24 protein-coding genes are annotated in these 24,927 nt (G+C 72.2%); 9 read left to right on the forward strand and 15 right to left on the reverse strand.

The annotated features are described in order from the left end of the window. Window positions 1-34: 34 nt before the first annotated feature. Both AC07FK_RS15590 and AC07FK_RS15595 read right to left on the reverse strand, forming a co-directional pair. Window positions 35-1,093 (reverse strand): aspartate-semialdehyde dehydrogenase, encoded by a 1,059-nt coding sequence (locus tag AC07FK_RS15590; RefSeq protein ID WP_479105396.1) that lies wholly within the window; start codon window positions 1,091-1,093, stop codon window positions 35-37. A gap of 7 nt (window positions 1,094-1,100) precedes the next feature. Then, the gene (locus AC07FK_RS15595) at window positions 1,101-2,372 is read right to left on the reverse strand and encodes an aspartate kinase (protein WP_138896386.1); all 1,272 of its coding nucleotides are present in this window, start codon (window positions 2,370-2,372) and stop codon (window positions 1,101-1,103) included. A 271-nt stretch (window positions 2,373-2,643) separates the two neighbouring features. Here AC07FK_RS15595 and AC07FK_RS15600 point away from each other — a divergent pair, with 271 nt between their 5' ends. Next, a complete protein-coding gene (locus tag AC07FK_RS15600; RefSeq protein WP_479105397.1) occupies window positions 2,644-4,113 on the forward strand; it encodes an oxidoreductase in 1,470 nt (489 codons plus the stop codon). On the opposite strand, the gene AC07FK_RS15605 is transcribed toward AC07FK_RS15600, so the two are convergent. From AC07FK_RS15605 to AC07FK_RS15615, 3 genes are all read right to left on the reverse strand, one after another. After that, on the reverse strand, window positions 4,110-4,775 hold the full coding sequence (locus AC07FK_RS15605) for a DUF5063 domain-containing protein (RefSeq protein WP_479105398.1): 666 nt from the start codon (window positions 4,773-4,775) through the stop codon (window positions 4,110-4,112). The two genes, AC07FK_RS15600 and AC07FK_RS15605, sit on opposite strands and share 4 nt — an antisense overlap. Continuing rightward, window positions 4,768-5,367, reverse strand: coding sequence for a recombination mediator RecR (recR, locus tag AC07FK_RS15610; RefSeq protein WP_069927754.1), 600 nt, complete (start codon window positions 5,365-5,367; stop codon window positions 4,768-4,770). The genes AC07FK_RS15605 and recR overlap by 8 nt, the downstream gene beginning before the upstream one ends. A gap of 63 nt (window positions 5,368-5,430) precedes the next feature. Then, a complete protein-coding gene (locus AC07FK_RS15615; RefSeq protein WP_138896391.1) occupies window positions 5,431-5,766 on the reverse strand; it encodes a YbaB/EbfC family nucleoid-associated protein in 336 nt (111 codons plus the stop codon). Between the two features lie 284 nt (window positions 5,767-6,050). Between AC07FK_RS15615 and AC07FK_RS15620 the strand changes: the two genes are divergently transcribed. Beyond that, on the forward strand, window positions 6,051-6,806 hold the full coding sequence (locus tag AC07FK_RS15620) for an SLATT domain-containing protein (protein WP_479105399.1): 756 nt from the start codon (window positions 6,051-6,053) through the stop codon (window positions 6,804-6,806). Between the two features lie 45 nt (window positions 6,807-6,851). Here AC07FK_RS15620 and AC07FK_RS15625 read toward each other — a convergent pair whose 3' ends face one another. The 4 genes from AC07FK_RS15625 to AC07FK_RS15640 all read right to left on the reverse strand — a co-directional run bounded on the left by AC07FK_RS15625 (window position 6,852) and on the right by AC07FK_RS15640 (window position 12,196). Continuing rightward, window positions 6,852-7,502, reverse strand: a complete 651-nt coding sequence (locus AC07FK_RS15625) for a hypothetical protein (RefSeq protein ID WP_479105400.1) — start codon at window positions 7,500-7,502, stop codon at window positions 6,852-6,854. A gap of 94 nt (window positions 7,503-7,596) precedes the next feature. Further along, window positions 7,597-10,032: a glycosyltransferase gene (locus AC07FK_RS15630; RefSeq protein WP_479105401.1), complete on the reverse strand. Its 2,436-nt coding sequence runs from the start codon at window positions 10,030-10,032 to the stop codon at window positions 7,597-7,599. Then, a complete protein-coding gene (locus tag AC07FK_RS15635; protein ID WP_479105402.1) occupies window positions 10,029-10,727 on the reverse strand; it encodes a GntR family transcriptional regulator in 699 nt (232 codons plus the stop codon). The genes AC07FK_RS15630 and AC07FK_RS15635 overlap by 4 nt, the downstream gene beginning before the upstream one ends. Before the next feature lie 110 nt (window positions 10,728-10,837). Further along, window positions 10,838-12,196: an aminotransferase class III-fold pyridoxal phosphate-dependent enzyme gene (locus AC07FK_RS15640; protein ID WP_479105403.1), complete on the reverse strand. Its 1,359-nt coding sequence runs from the start codon at window positions 12,194-12,196 to the stop codon at window positions 10,838-10,840. Window positions 12,197-12,344: 148 nt separating this feature from the next. On the opposite strand from AC07FK_RS15640, the gene AC07FK_RS15645 reads away from it, so the two are divergent. From AC07FK_RS15645 to AC07FK_RS15655, 3 genes are all read left to right on the forward strand, one after another. Next, the gene (locus AC07FK_RS15645; protein ID WP_479105404.1) at window positions 12,345-12,944 is read left to right on the forward strand and encodes a DJ-1/PfpI family protein; all 600 of its coding nucleotides are present in this window, start codon (window positions 12,345-12,347) and stop codon (window positions 12,942-12,944) included. After that, complete coding sequence (locus AC07FK_RS15650; RefSeq protein WP_479105405.1) at window positions 12,941-13,390, forward strand: MarR family winged helix-turn-helix transcriptional regulator; 450 nt, start codon at window positions 12,941-12,943, stop codon at window positions 13,388-13,390. Before AC07FK_RS15645 ends, AC07FK_RS15650 begins: the two co-directional genes overlap by 4 nt. Before the next feature lie 75 nt (window positions 13,391-13,465). Continuing rightward, a complete protein-coding gene (locus AC07FK_RS15655; RefSeq protein WP_479105406.1) occupies window positions 13,466-15,235 on the forward strand; it encodes a serine/threonine-protein kinase in 1,770 nt (589 codons plus the stop codon). A 65-nt stretch (window positions 15,236-15,300) separates the two neighbouring features. Here AC07FK_RS15655 and AC07FK_RS15660 read toward each other — a convergent pair whose 3' ends face one another. Continuing rightward, window positions 15,301-16,584, reverse strand: a complete 1,284-nt coding sequence (locus AC07FK_RS15660; RefSeq protein ID WP_479105407.1) for an adenylosuccinate synthase — start codon at window positions 16,582-16,584, stop codon at window positions 15,301-15,303. 165 nt (window positions 16,585-16,749) lie between these two features. Between AC07FK_RS15660 and AC07FK_RS15665 the strand changes: the two genes are divergently transcribed. From AC07FK_RS15665 to AC07FK_RS15680, 4 genes are all read left to right on the forward strand, one after another. After that, window positions 16,750-17,568, forward strand: a complete 819-nt coding sequence (locus AC07FK_RS15665; RefSeq protein WP_479105408.1) for a diacylglycerol kinase catalytic domain-containing protein — start codon at window positions 16,750-16,752, stop codon at window positions 17,566-17,568. A 179-nt stretch (window positions 17,569-17,747) separates the two neighbouring features. Then, window positions 17,748-18,155, forward strand: coding sequence for a hypothetical protein (locus AC07FK_RS15670; RefSeq protein ID WP_479105409.1), 408 nt, complete (start codon window positions 17,748-17,750; stop codon window positions 18,153-18,155). Between the two features lie 91 nt (window positions 18,156-18,246). Further along, on the forward strand, window positions 18,247-19,374 hold the full coding sequence (locus AC07FK_RS15675; protein ID WP_479105410.1) for a hypothetical protein: 1,128 nt from the start codon (window positions 18,247-18,249) through the stop codon (window positions 19,372-19,374). A gap of 15 nt (window positions 19,375-19,389) precedes the next feature. Further along, window positions 19,390-19,665 carry a hypothetical protein gene (locus AC07FK_RS15680; protein WP_479105411.1) on the forward strand — a complete coding sequence of 92 codons (276 nt, stop codon included), beginning with the start codon at window positions 19,390-19,392 and terminating at the stop codon, window positions 19,663-19,665. Window positions 19,666-19,683: 18 nt separating this feature from the next. Here the strand turns inward: AC07FK_RS15680 and AC07FK_RS15685 are convergent, their stop codons facing one another. The 5 genes from AC07FK_RS15685 to AC07FK_RS15705 all read right to left on the reverse strand — a co-directional run bounded on the left by AC07FK_RS15685 (window position 19,684) and on the right by AC07FK_RS15705 (window position 24,836). After that, complete coding sequence (locus AC07FK_RS15685; protein WP_479105412.1) at window positions 19,684-20,892, reverse strand: cytochrome P450; 1,209 nt, start codon at window positions 20,890-20,892, stop codon at window positions 19,684-19,686. Window positions 20,893-20,966: 74 nt separating this feature from the next. Next, on the reverse strand, window positions 20,967-21,626 hold the full coding sequence (locus tag AC07FK_RS15690) for a response regulator (protein WP_479105413.1): 660 nt from the start codon (window positions 21,624-21,626) through the stop codon (window positions 20,967-20,969). Continuing rightward, window positions 21,623-22,906: a sensor histidine kinase gene (locus AC07FK_RS15695; RefSeq protein ID WP_479105472.1), complete on the reverse strand. Its 1,284-nt coding sequence runs from the start codon at window positions 22,904-22,906 to the stop codon at window positions 21,623-21,625. The genes AC07FK_RS15690 and AC07FK_RS15695 overlap by 4 nt, the downstream gene beginning before the upstream one ends. 133 nt (window positions 22,907-23,039) lie before the next feature. After that, the gene (locus AC07FK_RS15700; RefSeq protein ID WP_479105414.1) at window positions 23,040-23,867 is read right to left on the reverse strand and encodes an SDR family oxidoreductase; all 828 of its coding nucleotides are present in this window, start codon (window positions 23,865-23,867) and stop codon (window positions 23,040-23,042) included. Window positions 23,868-23,963: 96 nt separating this feature from the next. Next, window positions 23,964-24,836, reverse strand: a complete 873-nt coding sequence (locus AC07FK_RS15705; RefSeq protein WP_479105415.1) for an alpha/beta hydrolase — start codon at window positions 24,834-24,836, stop codon at window positions 23,964-23,966. Between the last annotated feature and the right edge of the window lie 91 nt (window positions 24,837-24,927).

Consider the following 24,927-nt stretch of genomic DNA (forward strand, 5'->3'; position numbering starts at 1 on the left):
CAGAGCGTTCACAGATTCTACGCAGTGTTCCGGTTCACGCCGCCCCGATTTCGGCGGCCACCAGCTCCGCGATCTGCGTGGTGTTCAGCGCGGCGCCCTTGCGGAGGTTGTCGCCGCACACGAAGAGTTCGAGGGCCGTCGGGTCGTCCAGCGACCGCCGCACCCGCCCCACCCAGGTCGGGTCCGTGCCCACCACGTCGGCCGGCGTCGGGAACTCCCCCGCCGCCGGATCGTCGAACAGCACCACACCCGGCGCGGTCGCCAGGATCTCGTGCGCCCGCTCGACCGACACCTCGTTCTCGAACCGCGCGTGCACGGCCAGCGAGTGCGTCGTGAGCACCGGCACCCGTACGCAGGTGACCGACACGGGCAGCCGCGGCCTGTCCAGGATCTTGCGCGACTCGGCGCGCACCGTCAGCTCCTCGGACGACCAGCCGTCGTCGGCGAGCGAGCCGGCCCATGGCACCACGTTCAGCGCGATCGGCGCGGCGAAGGGCCCGGTGTCCTCGCCCACGGCCCGCCGTACGTCGCCCGGGTGCGTGCCCAGCTCCGTACCGGCGACCATCGAGAGCTGGGTGCGCAGGGTGTCGACGCCGGCCCGGCCCGCGCCGCTCACCGCCTGGTACGAGGAGACGACGAGCCCGGCGAGGCCGAACTCGGCGTGCAGCGCGCCCACCGCGACGATCATCGAAAGGGTGGTGCAGTTGGGGCTCGCCACGATGGAGCGCGGGCGGACCCGTACGGCATGCGGATTGACCTCGGGCACGACCAGCGGCACGTCCGGGTCCGTCCGGAAGGCCGCGGAGTTGTCCACCACCACCGCGCCCCGGCCGGCGGCGATCGGCGCCCAGTGGGCGGCCACCTCGTCGGGTACGTCGAACATGGCGACGTCGACGCCCGCGAGGGTCTCCTCCGACAGCGCCAGGACCTCGGTCTCCGCCCCGCGCACGACCAGCTTGCGGCCGGCCGAGCGCGGGGACGCGAGGAGTCTGATCTCGCCCCAGACATCGGCGTGCTGGGACAGGATCTGGAGCATGACGCCGCCGACGGCTCCGGTCGCTCCGACGACCGCGAGCGTCGGCTTGCCCGTCACTGGTGCGTCACCTTCCGGTGCCGCCGTAGACGACCGCCTCGTCGGAGTCGCTGTCGAGGCCGAACGCCGAGTGCACGGCGCGCACGGCCTCGTTGACGTCGTCGGCGCGGGTGACGACCGAGATGCGGATCTCCGAGGTCGAGATCAGCTCGATGTTCACGCCCGCGTCGGCGAGCGCCTCGAAGAAGCCCGCCGTGACGCCCGGGTTCGTCTTCATGCCGGCGCCGACCAGCGAGATCTTGCCGATCTGGTCGTCGTAGCGGAGGGAGTCGTAACCGACGGCGGTCTTCGTCTTCTCCAGGGCGTCGATGGCCTTGCGGCCCTCGGTCTTGGGAAGGGTGAAGGAGATGTCGGTCAGACCGGTCGACGCGGCCGAGACGTTCTGCACGACCATGTCGATGTTGATCTCGGCGTCGGCGACGGCCCGGAAGATCGCCGCGGCCTCGCCCGGCTTGTCCGGCACACCGACGACGGTGACCTTGGCTTCGGAGACGTCGTGGGCGACTCCGGAGATGATGGCGTGCTCCACCTGCTGGTCCCCTTGCGGCTCGTTGCTGACCCAGGTGCCGCGCAGTCCGGAGAAGGACGAGCGGACGTGGATCGGGATGTTGTATCGGCGTGCGTACTCGACGCACCGGTGCAGCAGCACCTTGGAGCCGGAGGCTGCGAGCTCCAGCATGTCCTCGAAGGAGATCCAGTCGATCTTCCGGGCCTTCTTCACGACCCGGGGGTCGGCGGTGAAGACGCCGTCCACATCGGTGTAGATCTCACAGACCTCGGCGTCCAGCGCTGCCGCGAGGGCGACCGCGGTCGTGTCCGACCCGCCCCGGCCGAGGGTGGTGATGTCCTTCTTGTCCTGGGACACACCCTGGAACCCGGCGACGATGGCGATGTTGCCCTCGTCGAGGGCGGTGCGGATACGGCCCGGCGTGACATCGATGATGCGCGCTTTGTTGTGGACCGAGTCGGTGATGACACCTGCCTGGCTGCCCGTGAACGACTGGGCCTCGTGGCCCAGGTTTTTGATCGCCATGGCCAGCAGCGCCATGGAGATCCGCTCACCCGCGGTCAGCAGCATGTCGAATTCACGTCCGGCAGGGATCGGGGATACCTGCTCGGCGAGGTCGATCAACTCGTCCGTCGTGTCGCCCATCGCCGACACCACGACAACGACCTGGTGGCCGTTCTTCTTGGCATCGACGATTCGCTTGGCGACCCGCTTGATGCCCTCGGCATCGGCAACGGAGGAGCCTCCGTACTTCTGCACGACAAGGCCCACGTGCGCTCCTCGTTAGTCATTACTGCGGTCGGCTCAGTTTACCGAGCGGACGGGGCCTGCCCACGTGATACCGCATCGTGAGATGTCCCGCTCATGATCCGGTCACGTCGGCAGGTCCTGCCCGCTCGACGGGGACCCCTGCCCGGCGGCGGGCAGGGTACGCGAAAGGTGTCCCGGCTCACACGGCAGCGCCGCGGGCGGCCCGGCCCTCGCCGCGGGCCGGCGAGGCCGTACGGCCTCGCGGGCAATGCCCCGCCCGTACGCTGCACCCGTGCTGTCATACGAGGAACTGACCCCGCCGGAGCGCCAGTTGTGGGACGCCTTCCCCGAAGGGCGCGAGGTCGACCTGCGGGGCGGCGAGGAACGTACGGTCCGGGCGGCCGTCGTCGTCGCACTGCTGCTCGGGCAGAACGCCGAGCCGTCCGGAGCGGTGCCCGCCCTCCGGCTCACCGGCGCGCGGATCACCGGACGGATCGTGCTCGACGGGGCGGAGATCCGGCACCTGTTCCGGCTCCGGGAGTGCGTGCTGGAGGAGGACGTCAGCCTGGAGGCGGCCTCCACCCTGGCCGTGGGCATCGTGGACAGCCGGCTGCCCGGCTTCCGGGCGCCCAGCGCGCGCATCGGAGGCCGCCTGACCCTGCGCGGCTCCGTCGTGGAGGGGAGCGCCGACCGGTTCGCCATCCAGCTCATCCACGCGCACGTCAGCGGTGAGCTGCTGCTGACCGGGGCGAGGCTCTCGGCGCCCGGCGGCATCGCGCTGTCCGGCGGCGGCATGGTGCTGGACGGGGCGCTGTACTGCGAGAACGGCTTCCACGCGCAGGGGGCCGTGCAGCTGCCGGGGGCCCAGCTGAACGGCGGCCTGTTCATGCGGGGCGCCCGGCTGGAGGCGCCCGGGGGCGTGGCGCTGAGCGGGGACAACATGACGGTCTCCACGGTGCGGCTCTCGCGCGGGTTCACCGCCGACGGCAAGGTGCGGCTGCGCGGCGCGCAGGTCGCGGACCTGCTGTCGTTCGAGGGCGCGGACCTGTCGGCGGCGGGCACGTCGCTGGTCTGCATCGGCATGCGGACGGCCGACCTCGACCTGCGTTTCGCCGCCCCGCCGGGCGGCCGGGTGGACCTGCGCAACGCCCATGCCGCGGGTGTCGTCGACGACCGGCGCACCTGGCCGCCGGTCCTGCGGCTCGACGGCTTCGTCTACGACTCCGTACGGTTCGACGACGAGGACGCGATGCCCGGTGGGATCGCGCCGGCGCAGCGCCTGCTCTGGTTCCTGCGGGACCGCGACTACGCGCCCCAGCCGTACGAGCAGCTGGCGTCGTACTACCGGCGCATAGGCCACGACGACCACGCCCGCCGCGTGCTCCTGCACAAGCAGCGACACCGCCGCCGGACGGCGACGAGCACCGCGGGGCGCGTGTGGGGCGGCCTGATGGACGTCACCGTCGGCTACGGCTACCGCCCGTGGCTGGCCGGGGTGTGGCTCGCCGCGCTGACCACGCTGGGCACGGTGGTCTTCGGCAGGCTGACGCCGACCCCCATGAAGCCCGGCGAGGGGCCGCCGTTCGACGCCTTCGTGTACTCGCTCGACCTGCTGATCCCCGTCGGCGGCCTGGGGCAGCGCGGTGCCTGGCACTGGGCGGGCGGGGACGCCCAGTGGCTGGCGTACGCCTTCGTCGCGATCGGCTGGGTGCTGACCACCGCCGTGCTGGCCGGGGTGACGCGGGCCCTGTCGAAGAACTAGACGGTGTTCAGGCCCAGCGGCCCGGCGATCTCCTCGGCCATGACCCGGCCGGCCTCCGCCTCCAGGTCCTCCTCGCCCAGGTCCTCGTCGGTGTCCAGGCCGTTCAGCTCCTGGAGCGGCTGGTCGAGGCGGACGTGCGCCACCAGGGACTGGAGGGCGCGCAGGCAGGCGGAGGCGGTGGATCCCCAGTTGGAGAAGTACGAGAACTGCCACCACCACAGCGCTTCGGTGGTGCGGCCCGCCCGGTAGTGGGCCAGGCCGTGGCGCAGGTCCGTGACGACGTCGGCCAGGTCGTCCGAGATGCGGCAGGCGACGGGCGCCTTGCGCGGCTCGTACGGGTCGAAGACCTCGGAGTACACGTCGATCGGGTCGAGCATCACGGCGAAACGCTGCCGCAGGTCGTCCGGGTCCGGCTCCGGGCCGAGGTCCGGCTCGTACCGCTCGTCGGGGACGATGTCCTCGTGCGCGCCGAGCCTGCCGCCCGCGAGGAGCAGCTGGGAGACCTCCAGCAGCAGGAACGGGACAGCGCTGTCCGGCTCGTCGCCCTTGGCCACTTCCGTGACCGCGACGATGAAGCTCTCGATCTGGTCGGCGATCTGGACGGCGAAGTCGTCCGGGTCCTGCGCGACCGCGTGCAGCAGCTTTGCGTTGACGTCAGACATCGAGCAATCGTCTCCCCTCGAAGGCACGGCCCAGCGTGACCTCGTCGGCGTACTCAAGATCTCCCCCGACGGGGAGTCCACTGGCCAGGCGTGTCACCCGCAGACCCATGGGCTTGATCATCCGGGCGAGGTAGGTGGCCGTGGCCTCGCCCTCCAGGTTGGGATCGGTGGCCAGGATCAGCTCGGTGACGGCACCGTCCGCGAGGCGAGCCAGCAGCTCGCGGATCCGCAGGTCGTCGGGGCCGACGCCCTCGATGGGGCTGATGGCCCCGCCGAGCACGTGGTAGCGGCCGCGGAACTCGCGCGTCCGCTCGACCGCGACGACATCCTTGGGCTCTTCGACGACGCAGATGACCGCCGGATCGCGGCGCGGGTCACGGCAGATCCCGCACCGCTCCTCCTGGGCGACGTTGCCGCACACCGCGCAGAAGCGGACCTTGTCCTTTACCTCGAGGAGGGCATGGGCGAGGCGGCGCACATCGGTCGGCTCGGCCTGGAGGATGTGGAAGGCGATCCGCTGCGCGCTCTTGGGACCGACGCCGGGCAGCCTGCCCAACTCGTCGATGAGGTCCTGGACCACGCCTTCGTACAACGGATTGCCTTCCTTGCCCTGCCGGTCTTGCCTGGTACGTACGGTAGTTGCTGCGGGCCCGCCTTAGAAGGGCAGTCCCGGCATGCCGCCGAGCCCCTGCGCCAGCGGGCCGAGCTTCTCCTGCTGGAGCTGCTGCGCGTTCTCGTTCGCGGCCTGGACGGCGGCGACGATCAGGTCCGCGAGGGTCTCGGTGTCCTCCGGGTCGACCGCCTTGGGGTCGATCACCAGTCCGCGGAGCTCCCCGGAGCCGTTGACGGTCGCCTTGACCAGGCCACCGCCGGCCTGGCCGTCGACATCGGTCCTGGCGAGTTCCTCCTGCGCCTTGGCGAGGTCCTGCTGCATCTTCTGGGCCTGCTGGAGCAGCTGCTGCATGTTGGGCTGGCCACCACCGGGAATCACGGTCACTCCTGGCACTTCGACGACGATTGTTTCGGTACAGCGAGCCTACGTGTTCGCCGGGCACCGTGCCCATGCCGTACGGAGCGACTCTTTCGGGTGAGACCCGGCGGCTCCTATACCTGACCACGTCGCGCTTCCGGCCGGTAATGCCGGTATATCGGCCCCACGGCCCACCATTCGGCGGTAGGAAGGGCATGCGTATGCACTGCGTCACAACACGTCGCACCACGTCACACCACTACCCGCAATGTCACGGACAGAGCGCAAGCGCAGAGGAGTGCCCGGTGAGCCAGCCGGAGATGCAGCCCGAGGGGCCCGCCTGGACGGAGGGCGGGGGTGCCACGGAGGAGTCGCACGACGAGGACGATCTGACCGGGAGGCCGTTTCCGCTCGGCGACTGGGGCGAGCCGGCGGAGCGTCTCGACGAGCTGTACCGCTGGGTCGAGGCGGGCGCGCTCCACACCACCGACTGGTATCTCGCCGACCGGGCCCGCAAGCGCCGCGCGGCCCGTGTCCTGCGCGCGGGCACGGCCGCCGGCGTGATCGCCGGGGCGGCGCTGCCGCTCGTCGACCTCGCGGGGGCGGCGGACGGGGCCGCCGGGTGGGGCTACCTGCCGCTGCTGCTGGGAGCCGCGTGCATGGCCTGCGACCGGTACTTCGGGCTCACCTCGGGGTGGATGCGCGACATGGCCGCGGCGCAGGCCGTGCAGCGCCGGCTGCAGGCGCTGCAGTTCGACTGGGCGACGGAGAGCGTACGGGAGATGCTCGGCCCCACGGAGGGGACGGCCGGCGAGGCCGCCGAGCGCTGTCTGGGCATCCTGCGGCGGTTCTCGGAGGACATCTCGGAACTGGTCCGGTCGGAGACGGCGGACTGGATGATCGAGTTCCGGGCGGGGCCCGCGCCGCTGGTGATGCAGTCGGCGGGCGGGCCGGGCGGCCCTCGCCTGCGGGACCCGGGCGCGCCGGGAGGGCGGTACCCGCTGCCTCCGGGCGCGCGGCCGAACATGCCTCGGCAGCGGCCGCCGGAGTCGCCCCGCTGAGAGCGGGGCGGGCGCGGGGACCGCCGCGTCGGCGGGATCGGCCGGTCAGCTGAAGATGATCATGGAGCCCTGGCCGAGGCTCCGGGTCGCCGCCGCGTGCAGGCCGAGCCAGACGTGGCGTTCGCGGGCGAAGGGGTTCTCGTCGTACGGAAGAGCGTCGGCCGGCTCCTCCAGGGTGGTCGGGCGCTCGGGCGGGCGGGGCGCCGACGGCGGGTTCGCCGGGTCGATGCCGATCGAGGGGGCGACGAACTCCAGCTCCCGCAGGAGGCCCTGCGTGGAGCCCAGGGGGCCGCCGCCGGCGAGGAGTTCCTCGTTGGACAGGGGTTCCGCGTAGTCCACCGGGACGTACGCGCCGGCGTGGTCGTAGTGCCAGACCAGGTGGGACTGGCGGGCCGTCGACTCGAACATCTCCAGGAGCTGCTCGTAGTCGCCGCCGAGGGCGTCCACCGGCGTCACCTCCAGGCCGCAGAGCTGGAGGAGGTACGCGCGCCGCAGGAAGTGCAGCGCGTCGTAGTCGAAGCCGGCCACCGGGGCGACGTCGCCCGAGAGGCCCGGCATGTAGGCGAACACGGGCACGGTCGGCAGGCCCGCCTCGGTGAGGGCCTTGTCGTACGACGCGATCTCTTCGGCGAAGGGATTGTCGGGGCTGTGGCACAGCACATCGACGAGGGGGACCAGCCACAGGTCACAGGCCACGTACGGCTCGCTCTCCACTGGATTCGTGCGACAGTCCAGGAAGCGTAGTGCTACCAAGTCGCCGCGCACAGTTGGCGTACGGGACCCCGTCCTGTCACCGGTCGTCGCCCACGTCCCAGATCCAGGCGCCGCCGACGCGCTTCCCTGGTTGCCCGAGCAGCCGCGACACGGCGTTGCGCAGCGCCTCGTCGTTGTCCTGCGGCGCGAGCACGAGCACTCCGGCCCGCCAGAACTCCAGGTCGGCGCGGGCCTGCGCCCGCCAGTCGGGGCCGATCGCGGGGATCGCGGCGCCGTAGCGGATGTCGCGCAGGAGGTTCGACGTGTGGCGGGGGGACGCGCCGTAGATGCCGATGCGCTCCGGGCCCCAGGGGCCGTTGAAGTAGCCGCCGGGGACCGTGAAGTCGGGGGCCGTGGCGGACTGCCAGTGCAGGGCCTCAGCGTTGCCGGCGTCCGGGAGCGGCACGGGGACCACCGATTCGCCCTCGGCGACGTACCGCTTCCACGTCCCCTCGGCGATGAACGCCGGGACGTCGGGCCGGTCCCGCACCGGCATCGGCGTCGGGACGATCGGCAGCAGCGCGAGGGCGATCGCGGTGAGCCCGAGCGTGCGCGAGAAACGGTCGGGGGCGGTGCGCACGCGGTCCGCCGCCAGCGCCACCAGGACCCCGAGGACCGGGGCGCAGATCATCGCCACCCGCGACTCGATGACCGACTCGAAGAGCGGCTGGTGGGCGAGGGCCCGCCAGGGTCCCGGCAGCACCACCTCGGTGTACGGGATGCGGAACCTCGGCCCGAGCGACAGCAGCGCGGCCGCGAGCCCGGTGAAGGTGAGCGCCCTGACCAGGGGCAGCCGCCACAGGGCCAGCGCGACGGCGAAGGCGAGTCCGGCGAGCGGGTAGCCGAAGAAGGCGTTCTGCTCGGTGCGGTTCATGGCAAGCAAATCGGCCCGCGCCTCGTCGCCGAGCAGCGCGCGCCCGGAGAACTCCAGGAAGGCCAGCGGGCTGTTGCCGGCGTTGTCGCCGTGCAGCACGCTGTGATAGCTCTGCGGCCCGAAGAACTGCCAGTACAGCGGGAAGGCGACCAGCGGCACGCACACGGCGGCGGCCACCCCGAGGCCCTTGAGCAGCGGACGGCGGGCGGCGCGGGCCGCCTCGCGGTGCGCGAGCGCGTAGAAACCCGCGAAGAGCAGCATGCCCATGGCGGCGAGGAGGAGCGGCTCCTCGCCGAGGAAGATCTGGTACGTCGCGAACAGCCCGAGCAGGACCCCGTCCCGTACGACCCGCTCGCCCTTCCCTTCGCAGAGCCGCAGGGCCCGGTCCAGGATCACCGGGATCATGAAGAGCACGGCGAAGTTGGGGTGGGCGTTCGCGTGCGAGATCATCGGCGGCGCGAAGGCGCACAGCGCGGCCCCGGTGGCCGCCGCCCAGCGGCCGGCCACCAGGCGCTTCGCGATCAGCCAGTACCAGGCGACGGCGGTGGCGGCCAGGCCGCCGGTGAGCACGAGCGCCCAGGTCGTGGTCGGCCCGAAGGCCAGCGTCACGGGGATGAACGGCACGGACAGGCCGAGCATGACGGTGTTCGCCATGAGGTTCACGCCGTCGGGATGGTTCTGGGCGGTCGTGAAGAGCGGGTTCCGCAGGTGGGTGACGTTGTCGGCGGTCACCGCGAAGAACCACTCCCACTGGTTCTGGTCCTGGCCCGAGTCGGCGAGGTAGCGGTGGTCGAGGTCCGCCCACAGGCCCTTGTAGAGCAGTACGGAGGCGAGCAGGAAGAGGGCCGTGACCGCCAGGTCTACGCGCCGTACGCGCCGGGCCCTGAGCCGGGCGAGTTCCACGAGCACCTTGAGGTAGTCGACCGGCCTGACCTTGGAGCCCGCCTGGTGGGCCCAGCGGACCGGGACCTCGGCCACCTGCCAGCCCGCCCGCCGGAAGAACTGCAGGATCTCCACGTCGGTCCCCCACCCGTCGAGCCGGGCGTCCGCGAAGGCGGCCCGCGCCTTGTCGCCGTCGAAGAGCTTGAAGCCGCACTGGGTGTCCCGTATGCCGGGCACGGCGACGGCCCGTATGAGCCGGTTGCCGAGCCGTCCGAGCCACTCGCGCACGCGCCGCTGGTGCACGTCGATGGACGACTCGGGGTGCGCGCGCGAGCCGATGGCGGCGGCGAGCCCGTCCTCGTCCTGGGAGAGTTCCTTGTCGAGGCGGTCGAGCTCCTCGATGGGGGTGGCCAGGTCCGCGTCCGTGACGAGCACCCGGGCGCCGCGCGAGGCGAGCACGCCGCGCCGCAGGGCGTGCCCCTTGCCGCGGTTGCCGGTCTCGTCGGCCTCCACCAGCAGGATGCGCGGCTCCCCGACGGCGGCGGCCCGTACCGCGTCGGCCGTGCCGTCCGTGGAGCCGTCGTCGACGACGATCAGCTCCCAGCGGTTCCAGCGGCCGGGGTTGGCGTTCAGGTGGGCGCGGATCGCGTCCAGGGTGGGGCCCAGGCGCCGTTCCTCGTTGTAGGCGGGGACGACGACCGTCAGATCGGCTCTCACTGCTGCGGACGCTCCAGCCGCTCGCCGCTCGCCAGGTCCTCGGCCCACGCCAGCATCTGCGCGTGGTACGCCGCGACGACCGCCCGGACCTCCTCGGCGTCGCCGCGCGTCACCGCGTCCACGACCTGGGCGTGGTCCTGCCACATGCGGTCCCTGAGCGCGGGATCGCCCCGCAGGTACGGGACGGAGAAGACCCAGCAGCGCAGCCGCAGCCGGTGCAGGAAGCCGGCGATGTGCGCGTTGTCGACGAGGGCGCCGAGCTCGCGCCAGAAGCGCAGGTCGTAGCCGATGAAGATGTCGAGGTCCCCCGCGCGGGCGGCGCGCGCCGCCTCTTCGGCCCGGCGCCTGATGGCCAGCAGCACATCGGCGCGCGCGCCGCTCCAGCCGCTTTCCACGAGCTTGCGGAAGACGCCGTCGCTGATGAGCGAGCGCGCCTCGACCATGGCGCGGAAGTCCGCCACGGAGATCTCGCAGACGCGGAAGCCGCGGTGCTGGTCGGAGTCGAGCAGGCTCTGCGCCGTCAGATCGACGAGCGCCTCCCTGACGGGCGTCGCGGAGACGCCGTACTGGTCGGCGATCTGTTTGACGGTGAACTCCTGGCCCGGGCGCAGACGCCCTGCGAGCACTTCGTCACGCAGCGCGTCGGCGATCTGCTGCCGCAGGGTGTTGCGGGTCACAGGTCCGCTCGCGGGCATGGCGTCTTTCCCCTTCGGATGGCTCCGGACACCATAGGCGGTGCGGCCGGGAGCCTGCCGGGGAGTGCCGTGCGCCGGGCGGGAACGCGGTCCCCGCCCGGCGCGAGCGGTCAGGCGGCCGTGGTGTGCTCGTCGGCGGCCGACAGGGCGATGTCCAGGGCCGCGAGGCCCTCCTTAGCCTCGGCCTCCGTGACGTTGCACGGCGGCACGACGTGCGTGCGGTTCATGTTGATGAAGGGCCACAGGCCGTTCTTCTTGCAGGCCGCTCCGAACGCGGCCATCGGGGCGTTGGCCTCCCCCGAGGCGTTGTACGGGACGAGCGGCTCGCGGGTCTCGCGGTCCTTGACCAGGTCGAGGGCCCAGAACATGCCGGTGCCGCGGATCTCGCCGATGCTCGGGTGGCGCTCGGCCAGTTCGCGCAGACCGGGGGCGATCACCGTCTCGCCGATGTGCGCCGCGTTCTCGACGACTCGCTCCTCCTCCATCACCCGGATGGTGGCGACGGCGGCGGCGCAGGCCAGCGGGTGGCCGGAGTACGTGAGACCGCCCGGGTAGGGGCGCTTGTCGAAGGTCTCGGCGATCGCGCCGGAGATCGCGACGCCGCCGAGCGGCACGTACCCGGAATTGACGCCCTTCGCGAAGGTCATCAGGTCCGGTACGACGTCGAAGTGCTCGGCGGCGAACCACTTGCCCGTACGGCCGAAGCCCGCCATGACCTCGTCGAGGACGAAGACGATGCCGTACCGGTCGCAGATCTCGCGGACGCCCGCGAGGTAGCCGGGCGGCGGCGTCATGATGCCGGCCGTGCCCGGGATCGTCTCCAGGACGATCGCCGCGACGGCGGCCGGCCCCTCGAAGGCGATGGTGTCCTCGAGGTGCTGGAGCGCGCGGGCGCACTCCTCGGCCTCGGTCGTCGAGTAGAACGCGGACCGGTAGAGGAACGGCGCCCAGAAGTGGACGGTGCCCGACGTGCCGTTGTCGCTGGCCCAGCGGCGCGGGTCGCCCGTGAGGTTGATCGCGGTGGTGGTGCCGCCGTGGTACGAGCGGTACGCGGCCAGGACCTTGTGCCGGCCCGTGTGCAGACGGGCCATGCGGACGGCGTTCTCGATGGCCTCGGCGCCGCCGTTGGTGAAGAAGATCTTGTCGAGGTCGCCGGGGGTGCGCTCGGCGATGAGGCGTGCGGCCTCGGAGCGCGGCTCGACGGCGAAGGCGGGGGCGAAGGTGGAGAGCTTGCCGGCCTGCTCCTGGATCGCCGCGACGACCTTCGGGTGCTGGTAGCCGATGTTGGTGAAGACGAGGCCGCTGGTGAAGTCGAGGTATCGGTTGCCCTCGTAGTCCCAGAAGTACGAACCCTCGGCGCCGGCGACGGCGAGCGGATCGATCAGGCCCTGGGCTGACCAGGAGTGGAACACGTGCGCGCGGTCCGCGGCCTTGACGGCCGCGCCCGGGAGGTCGACATGAGGGGTCATGGCCACCAGCGTAGATACGCCCTGCTGGGGGCCGACATGGCCACCTTGTATGTCCTGCGCCACTTTGGTGGGCAGGGTGTCGAGCCGAACTTATTGACAGGATGCTGCCATGATGACAGCCTCTTGTCATCGACCCGAGGAGACCGTCATGACGAGCAAGACCGTGCACCTCGCCGTTTACGACACCTTCGCCGACTGGGAGACGGGCCACACCACGGCGTTCCTGACCCGGAACGGCTGCACCGTGCGGACCGTCGCCGCCTCCCTGGCCCCCGTGACGACGATGGGCGGCGTACGCGTCCAGCCCGACCTCGCCCTCGACGACGTACGCCCCGAGGACAGCGCGCTGCTGATCCTCACCGGCGCGAGCCTCTGGGACACCTCCGACGACCTGGCCCCGTTCGCCCGCAAGGCCGGGGCGTTCCTCGACGCGGGGGTGCCGGTGGCGGCCATCTGCGGGGCCACGGCCGGTCTGGCGCGCGAGGGCGTGCTCGACGACCGGGCCCACACGAGCGCCGTCTCCTTCTACCTGGCGGCGACCGGCTACAAGGGCGGCGACCACTACCGCGAGGCGGACGCCGTGACCGACGAGGAGGGCCTGCTGATCACCGCGGGGCCGACCGAGCCGGTCGCGTTCGCCCGTGAGGTCTTCGCGCGGCTCGGCGTGTACGAGGGCGAGAAACTCGACGCCTGGTACCGGCTGTTCCACGACTCGGACGCGTCCGCCTTCGAGGTGCTGGAGTCATGAGCGGCGACCGGGAGCAGGAGCTGCTGAGCCGCAGCGCCCTCGGCGTCTTCCGCCTCAACGGCCAGTTCCTCGCGCTCTCCGAGGAACTGGCCCGCCCGGCCGGGCTGACCGCCGCCCGGTGGCAGGTCATCGGCGCGGTGCTGCGCGAACCGCTGCCCGTCGCCGGCATCGCCCGCACCATGGGGATCACCCGCCAGAGCGTGCAGCGCATCGCCGACCTGCTGGTGGCCAAGGGGCTCGCGGAGTACGCACCCAACCCCGCCCATCGCAGGGCCAAGCTGCTGCGCCCCACCGAGGCGGGCCGGGAGGCCGTACGGAAGATCGAGCCGGGGCACGCCGCACTCGCGGCGCGGCTCGCGGCCGCGCTGGGGGAGGACGGGTTCGCCGAGACGGTGCGCGTCCTGGAGCGGCTCTCCGACGCTCTGGAGACGATGACGGAACCGTAGGCCGCTTCGGGTCCGTCCTTGTCGTACCGGCGCACTATTCTCGGGGTGACGTTCCGGGGGAGGGGTGGCGCTGCCATGGAGAGACTTGGACCGGCCGACCCGCAACGGATCGGCGCGTACCGGCTGTTGGGGCGCCTCGGCGCGGGCGGCATGGGGCAGGTCTATCTGGCGCGCTCGGACCGCGGCCGTACGGTCGCGGTCAAGCTGGTGCGCCAGGAGCTGGCCGAGCAGGAGGAGTTCCGCGCCCGCTTCCGCCAGGAGGTGGCCGCCGCGCGACGGGTCGGCGGCCAGTGGACCGCGCCGGTTCTCGACGCCGACACCGAAGCGGCGGTCCCCTGGGTGGCCACCGGGTACGTGGCCGGCCCGGACCTCCACACGGTCGTCTCCGGAGACGGCCCGCTCCCGGAGCGCTCCGTCCACATCCTGGGGACCGGCCTGGCCCAGGCCCTGCGCGACATCCACGCGGCCGGGCTGATCCACCGCGACCTGAAACCGTCCAACGTCCTGGTCACCATCGACGGCCCCCGCGTCATCGACTTCGGCATCGCGCGCGCCCTCGACACCCTGACGGACGCGGCGGCTCTGACCCGCACCGGCGCGCTGGTGGGCTCCCCCGGCTTCATGGCCCCGGAGCAGGTGCGCGGCGAGCGGATCACGCCCGCCTGCGACGTCTTCTGCCTGGGCTCCGTCCTGGCGTACGCGGCGACGGGCCGCCTCCCCTTCGGCACGGCCGACAGCGGGGTCCACGCCCTGATGTACCGCATAGCGACCGAGCCGCCGACCCTGGAGGGCATCCCGGAGGGCCTCCAGGACCTGATCGGCGCGTGCCTCCGCAAGGACCCGGCCGCGCGCCCCTCCCTCGACGAGGTGCTGGAGCAGACCCGCGGCGGAGACAGCGGCGACCCCTGGCTGCCGGCTGCCCTGGTGGCCCGGCTGGGCCGCCACGCGATCGAGCTGCTGGACACCGAGGACCCGGCGGAGCCGGACCACGGCGCGGGCAGCGCACCGGCGGGTCCCCGGCCGGCCGGGACGCCCCGGGGGGACGCCGGAGCGCCGGCCGCACCGGGCCCCGCCGTGCACGCCACGCCGACGGTCGTCGCGCACCCCCACCCCCACCCCCAGCCGCCGCTCCCACCACCGGCTCCGCACGCCCACCCCGCCCCGTACGCCCAGCACACACGACCCGCCCACCACACCCCGCCGGGCGGCCACACCCCGCCCGGCGGCTACGGCTACCCCGCGCCGCAGTACGCCTACCCGGCGCCGGCCGACCCGCCGCCGCGCAGCGCGGGCTCGACCGCCGCGCTGGTCGCGGTCGCGCTGGTCGTGGCGCTGGCCGCCGGCGGCTCGGTGTACGCGTACCTGAACGCGAGCGACGGGAAGAACCACACGACGTCCCGTACGACGGACACCCCGACCGTCCGCGGCGACTCCACAACCTCCGCCCAGGACGACCCCAAACCCCCCGCCACCCCCGACGGCGGCCAAATCCCCACCGCCTACCTGGGCACCTGGACCGGCGGCCTGGACAGCGGGGCCGGCCACAGCACCCGCCGCCTGACCATCCGGCAGGGAAAGGTCGGCGACACCGTCCTCTCCCTCACCGCGGACGGCCCGGCGGAGGGCGGCGGCACGTACCACTGCGTCTTCCGGGCGGAGCTGGCCGCCGCCCCGCCGGGCACCGGGGAGCCCCTGCGCGTCGGCCCCTCCACGGTCACCACCGGCGAGCCGATGAGCTCCTGCTCACCGGGCGCGGCCACCGAGATCACGCTGCTGTCCGACGGCCGCCTGCGCCGGACGAACCTCGGCAACGGCGAGTCCCTCACCTACGACCGGTCGCGCTGACGGCGCCGGGCAGCACGGAGGGCCGTGGCGCGGTGCCACGGCCCTCCGTCATCGGGCAGGAACCGCTAGATGAACGAGTTGATCTCGATCGTCTCGGTGCGGCCGGGACCGACGCCGATCGCGGAGATCGGCGCGCCCGACATCTCCTCCAGCGCCTTCACGTACGCCTTCGCGTTCTTCGGGAGGTCGTCGAAGGTCTTCGCCTTGGTGATGTCCTCGGACCAGCCGGGGAGGTTCTCGTAGATCGGCTTCGCGTGGTGGAAGTCGGTCTGGCTGTACGGGAGCTCCTCGACGCGCTTGCCGTCGATCTCGTACGCCACGCACACCGGGATCTCCTCCCAGCCGGTCAGTACGTCCAGCTTCGTGAGGAAGAAGTCCGTCAGACCGTTGACCCGCGTCGCGTACCGCGCGATCGGCGCGTCGAACCAGCCGCAGCGGCGGTCGCGGCCGGTGGTGACACCGCGCTCGCCGCCGATGCGGCGCAGCGCCTCGCCGTCCTCGTCGAACAGCTCCGTCGGGAACGGACCCGCGCCGACGCGCGTCGTGTACGCCTTGAGGATGCCGATGACCCGGCTGATCTTCGTCGGGCCGACGCCGGTACCCGTGCAGGCGCCGCCGGCGGTCGGGTTCGACGACGTGACGAAGGGGTACGTGCCGTGGTCGACGTCGAGCAGCGTGCCCTGGCCGCCCTCGAACAGGACGACCTTGTCCTCGTCGAGCGCGTTGTTCAGGATCAGCGTCGTGTCGGCGACGTACTGCTTGATGTTCTCGCCGTGCGTCAGCAGCTCTTCGACGATCTGCCCGGCCTCGATCGCGCGGCGGTTGTACAGCTTCGTGAGCAGCTGGTTCTTGATCTCCAGAGCCGCCTCGACCTTTTGGGTCAGGATCGACTCGTCGTAGAGGTCCTGCACGCGGATGCCGGTGCGGTTGATCTTGTCCGCGTACGTCGGGCCGATACCGCGGCCCGTGGTGCCGATCTTGCGCTTGCCGAGGAAGCGTTCCGTCACCTTGTCGACCGTGACGTTGTACGTCGTGATGACGTGGGCGTTGCCGCTGATCAGGAGCTTGGACGTGTCGACGCCTCGCTCGTTCAGACCGCTCAGCTCGGAGAGCAGGACCGACGGGTCGATGACGACGCCGTTACCGATGACCGGCGTGCACCCAGGCGAGAGGATTCCGGAAGGGAGGAGATGCAGCGCATACTTCTGGTCGCCGACGACAACCGTGTGGCCGGCGTTGTTGCCGCCCTGATAGCGCACTACATAATCCACGGATCCACCGAGCAGGTCGGTGGCCTTTCCCTTGCCTTCGTCACCCCACTGAGCACCGAGCAGCACAAGTGCGGGCACAGGCGTACACCCCTTCCGGGCGGGGCATGTCCAACGTCAGGGGGCGTACGCAGGGCGTACACCTGATACTGAGCCGTCGGACCGGTTGCCCCGGAATAGACGAAGCCCCTGGCGCAATAGCGCAAGGGGCTCTTGCACAAAGATGCTACCCGAGGAAGGACCGAGGTGTCGGCTCCAGAGCCCGCCGCGAACACCGCGCACCCGCTGCTGGTGGTCATCGACCCGGTCGCCCGGCGTACGGACGGCGAGTCCGTGCGTATCGCCAAGGACGTCCTGTGCGCCGGCGCCAACGTCAGAATCTGCCTTCCCGAGGGGCCGGAGGAGTTCGCGCGGGCCCTGTCCCGCCGGGGCAGCCGACGCCCCGTGGTCGTCGGCGACGACCGGGCGCTGCTGCGCGCGGTGGCCCTGCTGCACCGGGAAAGGGAGCTGGGCGCCGGGGCCCTGGCGCTGATCCCGGTGGGCGCGTCCCTGGACATCGCGCAGGCGCTGGGGGTGCCGACGGGGGCGGTGCCGGCGGCCCGCGCGGTCCTGGAGGGAGCGGTGCGGCGGCTGGACCTCCTGGTCGACGACAGCGACGGCGTGGTGCTGGGCGACCTGCGGATCCCGGCGGCGCCCTCGAAGGCCGCCGCCGCCGCGTCCGTCTGGGGCACCTGCCGCTCGCTGGTACGCACGCTGGTGCGGCCCGCGCCGCAGGCGGCGCCGCCGCAGCCGGTCCGTACGTACCGGCTGCGCGTCGAGGCGGACGGGGTGCTGCTGAACGACCTGGACCGGCCGGTGGAGGACGTGTCGGTGTGCTCGCGCGCCGGGCGCGCCGAGGTGGTGATCCGGCACCGGGGCGGTGAGCACGTACGGGTGGACGCCCTCGCGGTGACGGTGTCCGGACCGGACTTCCGCTACCGGGCGGACGCGCTGGTGGCCGGACCGGTGCGCACCCGGACGTGGACGGTGCGGCCGGGCGCCTGGTCGCTGACCCTGCCGGCCTGAGTCCCGGCCCGCACGCGGGGGGCGCACCGGCCCGCCCACCGGTTCGCGTACGGTGCGTTCGCCGGTGACGCCCGGGTCCCTGTGACACTTCTGTGACGACGCCGCATCGGGAGCGTGGCCGGAAAGTCGGTAGCGTCGTCCCGGCACACGAGACGGCGATCCACGCACCGGGAGGGCACGTGGCCGAGGGCCCGGAGTCGACCAGGCGAGTCGACGAGTCCGAATTCCTCGAAATGAGCGGACAGGACCCCGCGCAGGCGAGAGTGCTGCGCAAGTCCCTGGAGGAGCTCGCCTCGGGCCGGGGCGGTGACGCCCTCAGGGAAATGGCCCAGGAGGTCCTCTCGGGACGCGCGGGCCTGCGGGACGCGCTGAACGTGTCCGCGTACTCCGACCAGCTCGTCGCGCAGGCGGCTCCCATGGCCGAGAAGTGGGCGGCGCTCTCGTCCGCCGAACGCGAGGCCCTCGCCGCCGAGGGCGAGCGGAGCATGGCCGAGGAGCAGAGCCGGATCGACGAGGAGCGCCGTACGCCGCCGGGCGACAGCGGCTCGAAGTCCCGTCACGACGGCCGGGGCTGGTCGCTGTACTGAGCGGGCCCCGGGACGCGCGACGGCGTTCCGGGCGCCCCTCCGCTTCTCCGGGCCTGTTGCCGGGCACCCAACATTCAGAGCAGGAGCAGACGTGGGCTTTCGGGTGGAGCCGGGCGCGATCGACGGCTTTTCCAAGCTGGTGGGACGTGCCGCCGACGGCAGTACGCAGGCTGTCGCCTTCACGGCCAACGCGCAGATCGACACCATGGCGGGCGGACAGCTCTGGGACCTGGTCGCGGGCGATCACAACGCGTACGTGAGCAGCGCCAAGAGCGCGCTGCAGAAGGTGCAGAGGGTCCTCGACTCCTCGCGGCAGGAGCTGGCCAAGTCCGCCGCGTACTACCGCGGGACGGACCACGACCAGGCGGCGAAGCTGGACGCCACCATGCCCGGGTCCAAGGGCGCCGGCCTGCCGCAGAGCGGTGACGCCCAGGACTTCTCCGACGCGGCCAACGCCGCCGATCTGCTGAAGAAGCCCGGCGACAGCGACAATCCGCTGGCCAAGTACGCCCAGGGGCACGCCGACGAGTACATGATGAGCCCGGTCCAGAAGGCCCTCGGCTCCGCCCTCGACCTGGGCAGCCCGTCGGCCATGGCCGTGGAGGCGTCCAAGCTGCTCTTCGGCTTCGACCCCTTCGGCGAGGTCAACAACTGGATCTTCGGCGACTGGAACAAGTACAACGACTGCGCGGACGTCTGGGAAGGTTGCGCCGCGTTCTGCGCAGCGGTGACGGGCAACCTCAAGAAGGGCAACGGGAACGTCGGCCTCAGCTGGTCCGGCAACGCCTCGGACGCCGCCCGGGTCTACTTCGACGAGTTCGCCGGGAAGCTCGCCGAGATCCAGGAGACCTTCGACTCCCTGCGGACTTGCTACAAGCAGGCCGCGCAGATGGCCTTCCAGTTCGGCGAGTTCCTCAAGTCGTTCATGGTCATGTTCTGTGACGCCCTGGTCATCTGGCTGGTGAACCTGGCCGCCGCCCAGGCCGCCAACCTGATCCCGGTCGGCGGTCAGGTGGCGTCGGCCGCCATGTTCGCCCTGGCGGCGGCGCAGGCGCTGCGGATCATGGCGATGTGGGCCGAGGCGTCGAAGGCGTTCGACGCGATGGCCTCCGCCCTGAGCGCCATCGCCCTGACGCTGTCCACGGCGGTGAACGGCTTCTCCGCGGCGGACGGCTTCCCCGAGGTGGCCTCCAGCGGCTACGACCACCAAGCGGTCTAGGAAGGAGTGGTCCGCATGTTCCCGTACGACAACATCGACCACCTCGAGACGTTCCTGTCGAAGGTCCGCCTCGGAACCCTCATGACCGTCCCCGCGTACCTGGCGCTGCTGCTGTTCCTCACCAGTGAGGAGGGCTGGCACTGGAGCTTCCTCGTGTTCTGCGTGCTGCCGCCGCTGACGGCGTTCCTGGGCTTCACGGCCAAGCGGGACATCCGTCCGGGGCTCGGGATGGCGGCCCTCGCTCTGGCCGTCGCACCCCTGCCCCTGGTCGGCGCCGTCGAGCTCCTCTAGCCCCGGTACGCCGGCCCGTCACACCTCGACGCGCAGCTCCCGCAGCCCGCGGATGACGAACCCCGGCTTCCACTCCGGCTCCCCGGCCAGCCGCAGGCCCGGTGCGCGGCGCAGCAACTCGCTGAAGGACGAGGCCAGTTCGAGCCGGGCGAGCGGCGCGCCCAGGCAGTAGTGGATGCCCGCGCCCAGCGACACGTGCGGGTTGTCCGGCCGGGCGAGGTCGAACGCCTCGGGCCGGGCGAAGGCCGCCGGGTCCCGGTTCGCCGAACCGAACAGCAGCGCCACCTCCGAGCCGCGCGGGATGACCGTCCCGCCGACCTCGATGTCGTCCAGCACCCAGCGCTCGAAGAGCTGGAGCGGAGTGTCGTAACGGAGCAACTCCTCGACAGCGGTGGGGAGAAGACCGTGGTCGGCGCGCAGCGCCGCCAGCTGCTCCGGGTGGCGCAGCAGCGTCCACCAGCCGTTGGCCGTGGTGTTCACCGTCGCCTCGTGGCCCGCGTTCAGCAGCAGGACGCACGTCGAGATCATCTCCTGCTCGCTGAGCCGGTCGCCGCCCTCGTCGTGTGCGGCGATCAGCGCCGAGATCAGGTCCTGGCCCGGGTCGGCGCGGCGTACGGCGATCAACTCCCGCAGGTACGCCGAGAATTCCACGGAGGCGCGGACCGCGCGCCGCGCGGTCTCCTCCGGCGGGTTCAGCTCGTACATTCCGCAGATGTCCGCCGACCAGGGCCGCAGGAGCGCCCGGTCCGGCTCCGGGATGCCGAGCATCTCCGCGATGACCGCGACCGGGAGCGGCTCGGCGACGGCGGTCAGCAGGTCGCCGCCGCCCTCCGCGACGAACGCCCCGGCCAGTTCCGCCGCCAGCCGCCGCACCGTCGGCGCCAGCCGCTCGACGGTGCGCGGCGTGAACGCCTTGGAGACGAGCCGGCGGATGCGCGTGTGGTCCGGGGCTTCGAGGTCCAGCATGCCGTGGTCGTTCAGCACGTGGAACGGCTCGTGGCCCGGGGGCGGCGGCGTACGGCCGAACTCCTCGTGCGTGAAGCGGTGCAGGTACGTACGGCCGAGCCGGCGGTCGCGCAGCAGGGCGGAGACGTCGGCGTGGTGCGGGATCAGCCACTGCCTTGTGGGCTCGTACCAGTGGGCACGGCCCCCGGCGCGCAGCTCGGCGTAGGCGGGGTACGGGTCGGCGACGAAGGAGGGCGACCAGGGATCGAACGTCTCTGCCATGGGGAGACGCTAGCGGACGTGTCCAGGGCCCGTTCGGACCGGCTTCCCTCCCCGCTCGCCCGGTGAGTGACCGGTCACCCGGGCGTCACCAGCCGCGCCTCGTACGCGAAGACCGCCGCCTGGGTGCGGTCCCGCAGGCCGAGCTTGACCAGGACCCGGCTGACGTGCGTCTTGATCGTGGACTCGGCCACCACCAGGTGCGCGGCGATCTCCGCGTTGGACAGCCCCTGGGCGATGAGGACCAGCACCTCCGTCTCGCGTTCCGTCAGGTCGCCGACCTGGGCGAGCGCGGGCGGGCGCGGGGCCTCCGACAGCTTCGAGAACTCCGAGATCAGGCGCTTGGTGACGGTCGGGGCGAGCAGCGCCTCGCCGGACGCCACCACCCGTATGCCGTCGGCGAGCTGGCGCGCCGAGGCGTCCTTGAGCAGGAAGCCCGACGCGCCGGCCCGCAGCGCCTGGTAGACGTACTCGTCCAGGTCGAACGTCGTCAGGACCAGCACCTTGGCGTCCGCGTCGGCGGCCACGATCTCGCGGGTGGCGTCGATGCCGTTCAGCTCCGGCATGCGGATGTCCATCAGGACCACGTCCGGGCGCAGGGCCGCGACCTGCGCGATCGCCTCGCGGCCGTTCACCGCCTCGCCCACGACCTCGATCTCGGGCATCGCGTTGAGGAGGACCGTGAAGCCCTCGCGGACCATGATCTGGTCGTCGACGATCAGTACCCGGATGCTCATGACGCCGTCTCCGGGGCGACGGCGGGTTCGGCCGCCGGGACCGGGATGAACGCCACCACCTCGTAGCCGCCGTCGCCGGTCGCCTCGGCCGTCATCTCGCCGTTCAGCATCGAGACCCGCTCGCGCATCCCCGTGATCCCGTGCCCGGCCCCGGGCGACGGCTTGACCGGGCCCTGCGGCGCGCTGTTCACGATCCGCAGGCCCAGGCCGCCGAGCACGTACGACACCTCCACCTTGGCGGTGGAGCCCGGCGCGTGGCGCAGCGTGTTGCTCAGGGCCTCCTGGATGATCCGGTACGCCGAGAGCTCCACACCCTGCGGGAGTTCACGCACGGACCCCGTCACCGTCCGGTCCACCGTCAGGCCCGCGTCCCGGACGTTGGTGATCAGCCCGTCCAGATCGGCCAGCGTCGGCTGGGGCGCGTCGGGCGCCGCGTAGTCCTCGGCCCGTACGACGCCCAGCACGCGGCGCAGCTCCGTGAGCGCGGCCACCGCGTTCTCGCGGATCGTGACGAACGCCTGCTCCAGCTCGGGCGGCGGGTTCTCGACCCGGTACGGGGCGGCCTCCGCCTGGATGGCGACCACCGACATGTGGTGCGCGACGACGTCGTGCAGCTCGCGGGCGATGGTCGTCCGCTCCTCCAGCAGCGTGCGCCGGTCGCGCTCGACGGCGGTCACGGTCTTCTGGACGGTGACTTCCTCCTTCGCCTCCCGGCGGATGTGCAGCACCGTGACGATCAGCAGCGCGAAGAGGGACACGAAGGCCATCGCCCCGGTGTCGTCGGAGCCCCCGTAACCGTTGCTGGACAGCATGAGCCCGAAGACCAGCGTCAGAACCCACATCCAGGCCGCCGTGCGCGGCCTGGTCCTGGCCGCCACCACGACCATGACCACCAGGTGGCCCACGAAGGCGCTCTCGACCCACGGGTACGTGTCGCCGTAGCCACCCGCCAGACCGGCCGACAGCAGCGTGGCCACGATCGACAGCCACCACGCCAGGACCGGACGGAACAGCGTCATGACCACCGGCACGGCCGACAGGGCGCCCACCACCAGCAGCATGGCGCCGGAGAAGATCCCGCTCGCCCCCACGGTGGTGCCCGCCAGCACGGTGATCAGGGCGAAGCCCAGCACCGTGGCGTGCGGCGCCCACCCCGCGTACCGCCTCGCGCGGGCCGGAAGCTTGCGGGTGAAGACACCGTCCGTACGCATCCGCGGCAGGGGGCGGTAGGTCACCATCCCCTCGATCAGGTCCTTGCGCAGGCCACTCAGCGCCCCCATGGCCAGGCGTAGCTCGGGGCTGCGGTTCTCTGTTTCGGTCACGTCCGAAACGGTAGGCGAGGCGGCAGCCGCGGTCGTCAGCCGCGATGGGGATCCTCCCGCGTCCGTCGCAGGTACTACGCCGCCGCCCGGGTCAGCCGCGCGACCGGAAGACCTCCGCGTGCTCCGCCGCCCACTGGGCGAAGGTGCGCGCCGGGCGCCCGGTGACCCGCTCGACCGTGTCCACCACGGTCCGGCCGATCTCCGGGGTGTTCCCGTACACGTCCAGCAGGAAGTCGACGGTCTCCCGGCCCATGCCCGCGCCCTGCCACCGCTCGGTCGCCTGCGCCGGGGTCAGCTCGGTCAGGGCGATCTCGCGGCCGCGTGCCGCCGCCAGGGTCCGGACCTTGTCGCGCACGGTCAGCGTCCGGGGGCCGGTGAGCGTGTACGTACGCCCGGCGTGCCCGTCCTCCGTCAGCGCCACCGCCGCGACGGCGCCGATGTCGGCCTCGTGGACCATGGCGCTCAGCCGGTCCACGAAGGGTTCCTCGACCGTGTCGCGCGTACGGACGCCCTCGGCCCACTCCAGCGCGTTCGCCATGAACTCGACCGGCATCAGCAGCGTCCAGTCCACGTCACCGGCCTGCACCGCGTCCTGGACGTCGCTCGGCCCGCCGCCGTTGAGGACCGTGATGCGCCGCACCCCGGCCTTCGCCGCCAGGGCCACGATCTCGGCGCCGGTGGTCAGGGGAGCGAAGTACTCGCCCCCGAAGGTGATCAGGTGCAGGGCGCTCACACCGTCGAACGCGGGACCCAGCGTCGCGGGATCCGTCAGGTCTGCGCGCACGGTCTCGACGCCGGCCGGGAGTCCGGCCCTCGCCGGGTCCCGGGTCAGCGCCCGGACCCGCTCGCCCCTGCGGACCAGCTCGGCGACCACCTGACGTCCGACGGTTCCTGTCGCTCCGGTCACGAGAACGGTCATGTACGGGCTCCTTCGCTCGGCTTGTGCCACCACCGTAGGAACCCTTGCGGACAACCTCTGTCCGCGATGGAGCCGCTGCCGTACGAGGACCGGCGTTCAGTACGCGAGCTGTTCGATCTCCTGCGCGACCACCGCGCACGCGTCCGCCGCCGGGTCGATCAGGGGGAAGTGGCCGACGTCCTCAAGCAGCGTCAGCCAGACCGGCTCGCCGGCCTTCGCCGCCGCGTCGGTGTAGGACTCGGCGACCGCCTGCGGCACGACGATGTCGGTACGGCCCTGCACCAGGACGGTGGCGATACCCGTCGGCAGCAGCGCGGCCGGATCGGCGTACGGCCGGCGCTCGTCGAAGCGCTCCGCGCCGCCGAGCAGCTGGGCGGTCGCGCCCCCGCACACCCCCAGCTCGTCGGCGGCCGTGAAGTCCGCGATCGGCGCCAGCGCGACGACGCCGCGCAGCGCGGGCGCCGCCGGCAGGTGCCACGGAGCGTCCGGCGTCAGGACGTGCCGGGCGGCGGCCCACAGCGCGAGGTGGCCGCCGGCCGAGTGGCCGGTGAGGACGACGCGCCGCGTGTCCGCGCCCGGCAGCGCCTCCCGGGCGAGGCCGGGGAGCAGGTCCATCGCCGCGGCCACGTCGTCGAACGTCTCCGGCCACCGTCCCGCCACCGGATCCGTGCCCCGCTGCTGGGGCAGTTCACCGCCCCGCCGGTACTCGACGCTGGCGACGGCGAAGCCCCGGCGGGCCAGGAAGTCCGCGAAGGGCGAGATGTGCTGCCGGTCGTACGGGGCCCGCCAGGCGCCGCCGTGCAGCACGACGATCAGCGGGGCCCGGTCCCGGCCGTCGCGCGGCGCGAAGAAGTCGACCACCTGGTCGGGGTGTTCCCCGTACGCCGCGGTGGCGTCCGGTGCGACGGCCGGGTGAGAGAAGGCCGACTCCGCCTCGACAGCGTCCCGTTCGGCTGAGGGGTCCGGCATGCGGGGACCAACCCTTCGGTACGTACCGCCAATTGATCTAGCTGTCGGGACGCTACCAGCCCAGGGGCCGGCCGGGCCGCCGGGTCCGGCC

The organism is Streptomyces sp. NPDC046122 (genome assembly GCF_056429965.1).

Coding starts and splice junctions, on each gene's coding strand:
- AC07FK_RS15605 (WP_479105398.1), bottom strand. CDS start 4,775: ATGTCTGACGTCAACGCAAAGCTGCTGCACGCGGTCGCGCAGGACCCG.
- AC07FK_RS15635 (WP_479105402.1), bottom strand. CDS start 10,727: ATGCCCGCGAGCGGACCTGTGACCCGCAACACCCTGCGGCAGCAGATC.
- AC07FK_RS15640 (WP_479105403.1), bottom strand. CDS start 12,196: ATGACCCCTCATGTCGACCTCCCGGGCGCGGCCGTCAAGGCCGCGGAC.
- AC07FK_RS15645 (WP_479105404.1), top strand. CDS start 12,345: ATGACGAGCAAGACCGTGCACCTCGCCGTTTACGACACCTTCGCCGAC.
- AC07FK_RS15650 (WP_479105405.1), top strand. CDS start 12,941: ATGAGCGGCGACCGGGAGCAGGAGCTGCTGAGCCGCAGCGCCCTCGGC.
- AC07FK_RS15655 (WP_479105406.1), top strand. CDS start 13,466: ATGGAGAGACTTGGACCGGCCGACCCGCAACGGATCGGCGCGTACCGG.
- AC07FK_RS15680 (WP_479105411.1), top strand. CDS start 19,390: ATGTTCCCGTACGACAACATCGACCACCTCGAGACGTTCCTGTCGAAG.
- AC07FK_RS15685 (WP_479105412.1), bottom strand. CDS start 20,892: ATGGCAGAGACGTTCGATCCCTGGTCGCCCTCCTTCGTCGCCGACCCG.
- AC07FK_RS15690 (WP_479105413.1), bottom strand. CDS start 21,626: ATGAGCATCCGGGTACTGATCGTCGACGACCAGATCATGGTCCGCGAG.
- AC07FK_RS15695 (WP_479105472.1), bottom strand. CDS start 22,906: ATGGGGGCGCTGAGTGGCCTGCGCAAGGACCTGATCGAGGGGATGGTG.
- AC07FK_RS15700 (WP_479105414.1), bottom strand. CDS start 23,867: ATGACCGTTCTCGTGACCGGAGCGACAGGAACCGTCGGACGTCAGGTG.
- AC07FK_RS15705 (WP_479105415.1), bottom strand. CDS start 24,836: ATGCCGGACCCCTCAGCCGAACGGGACGCTGTCGAGGCGGAGTCGGCC.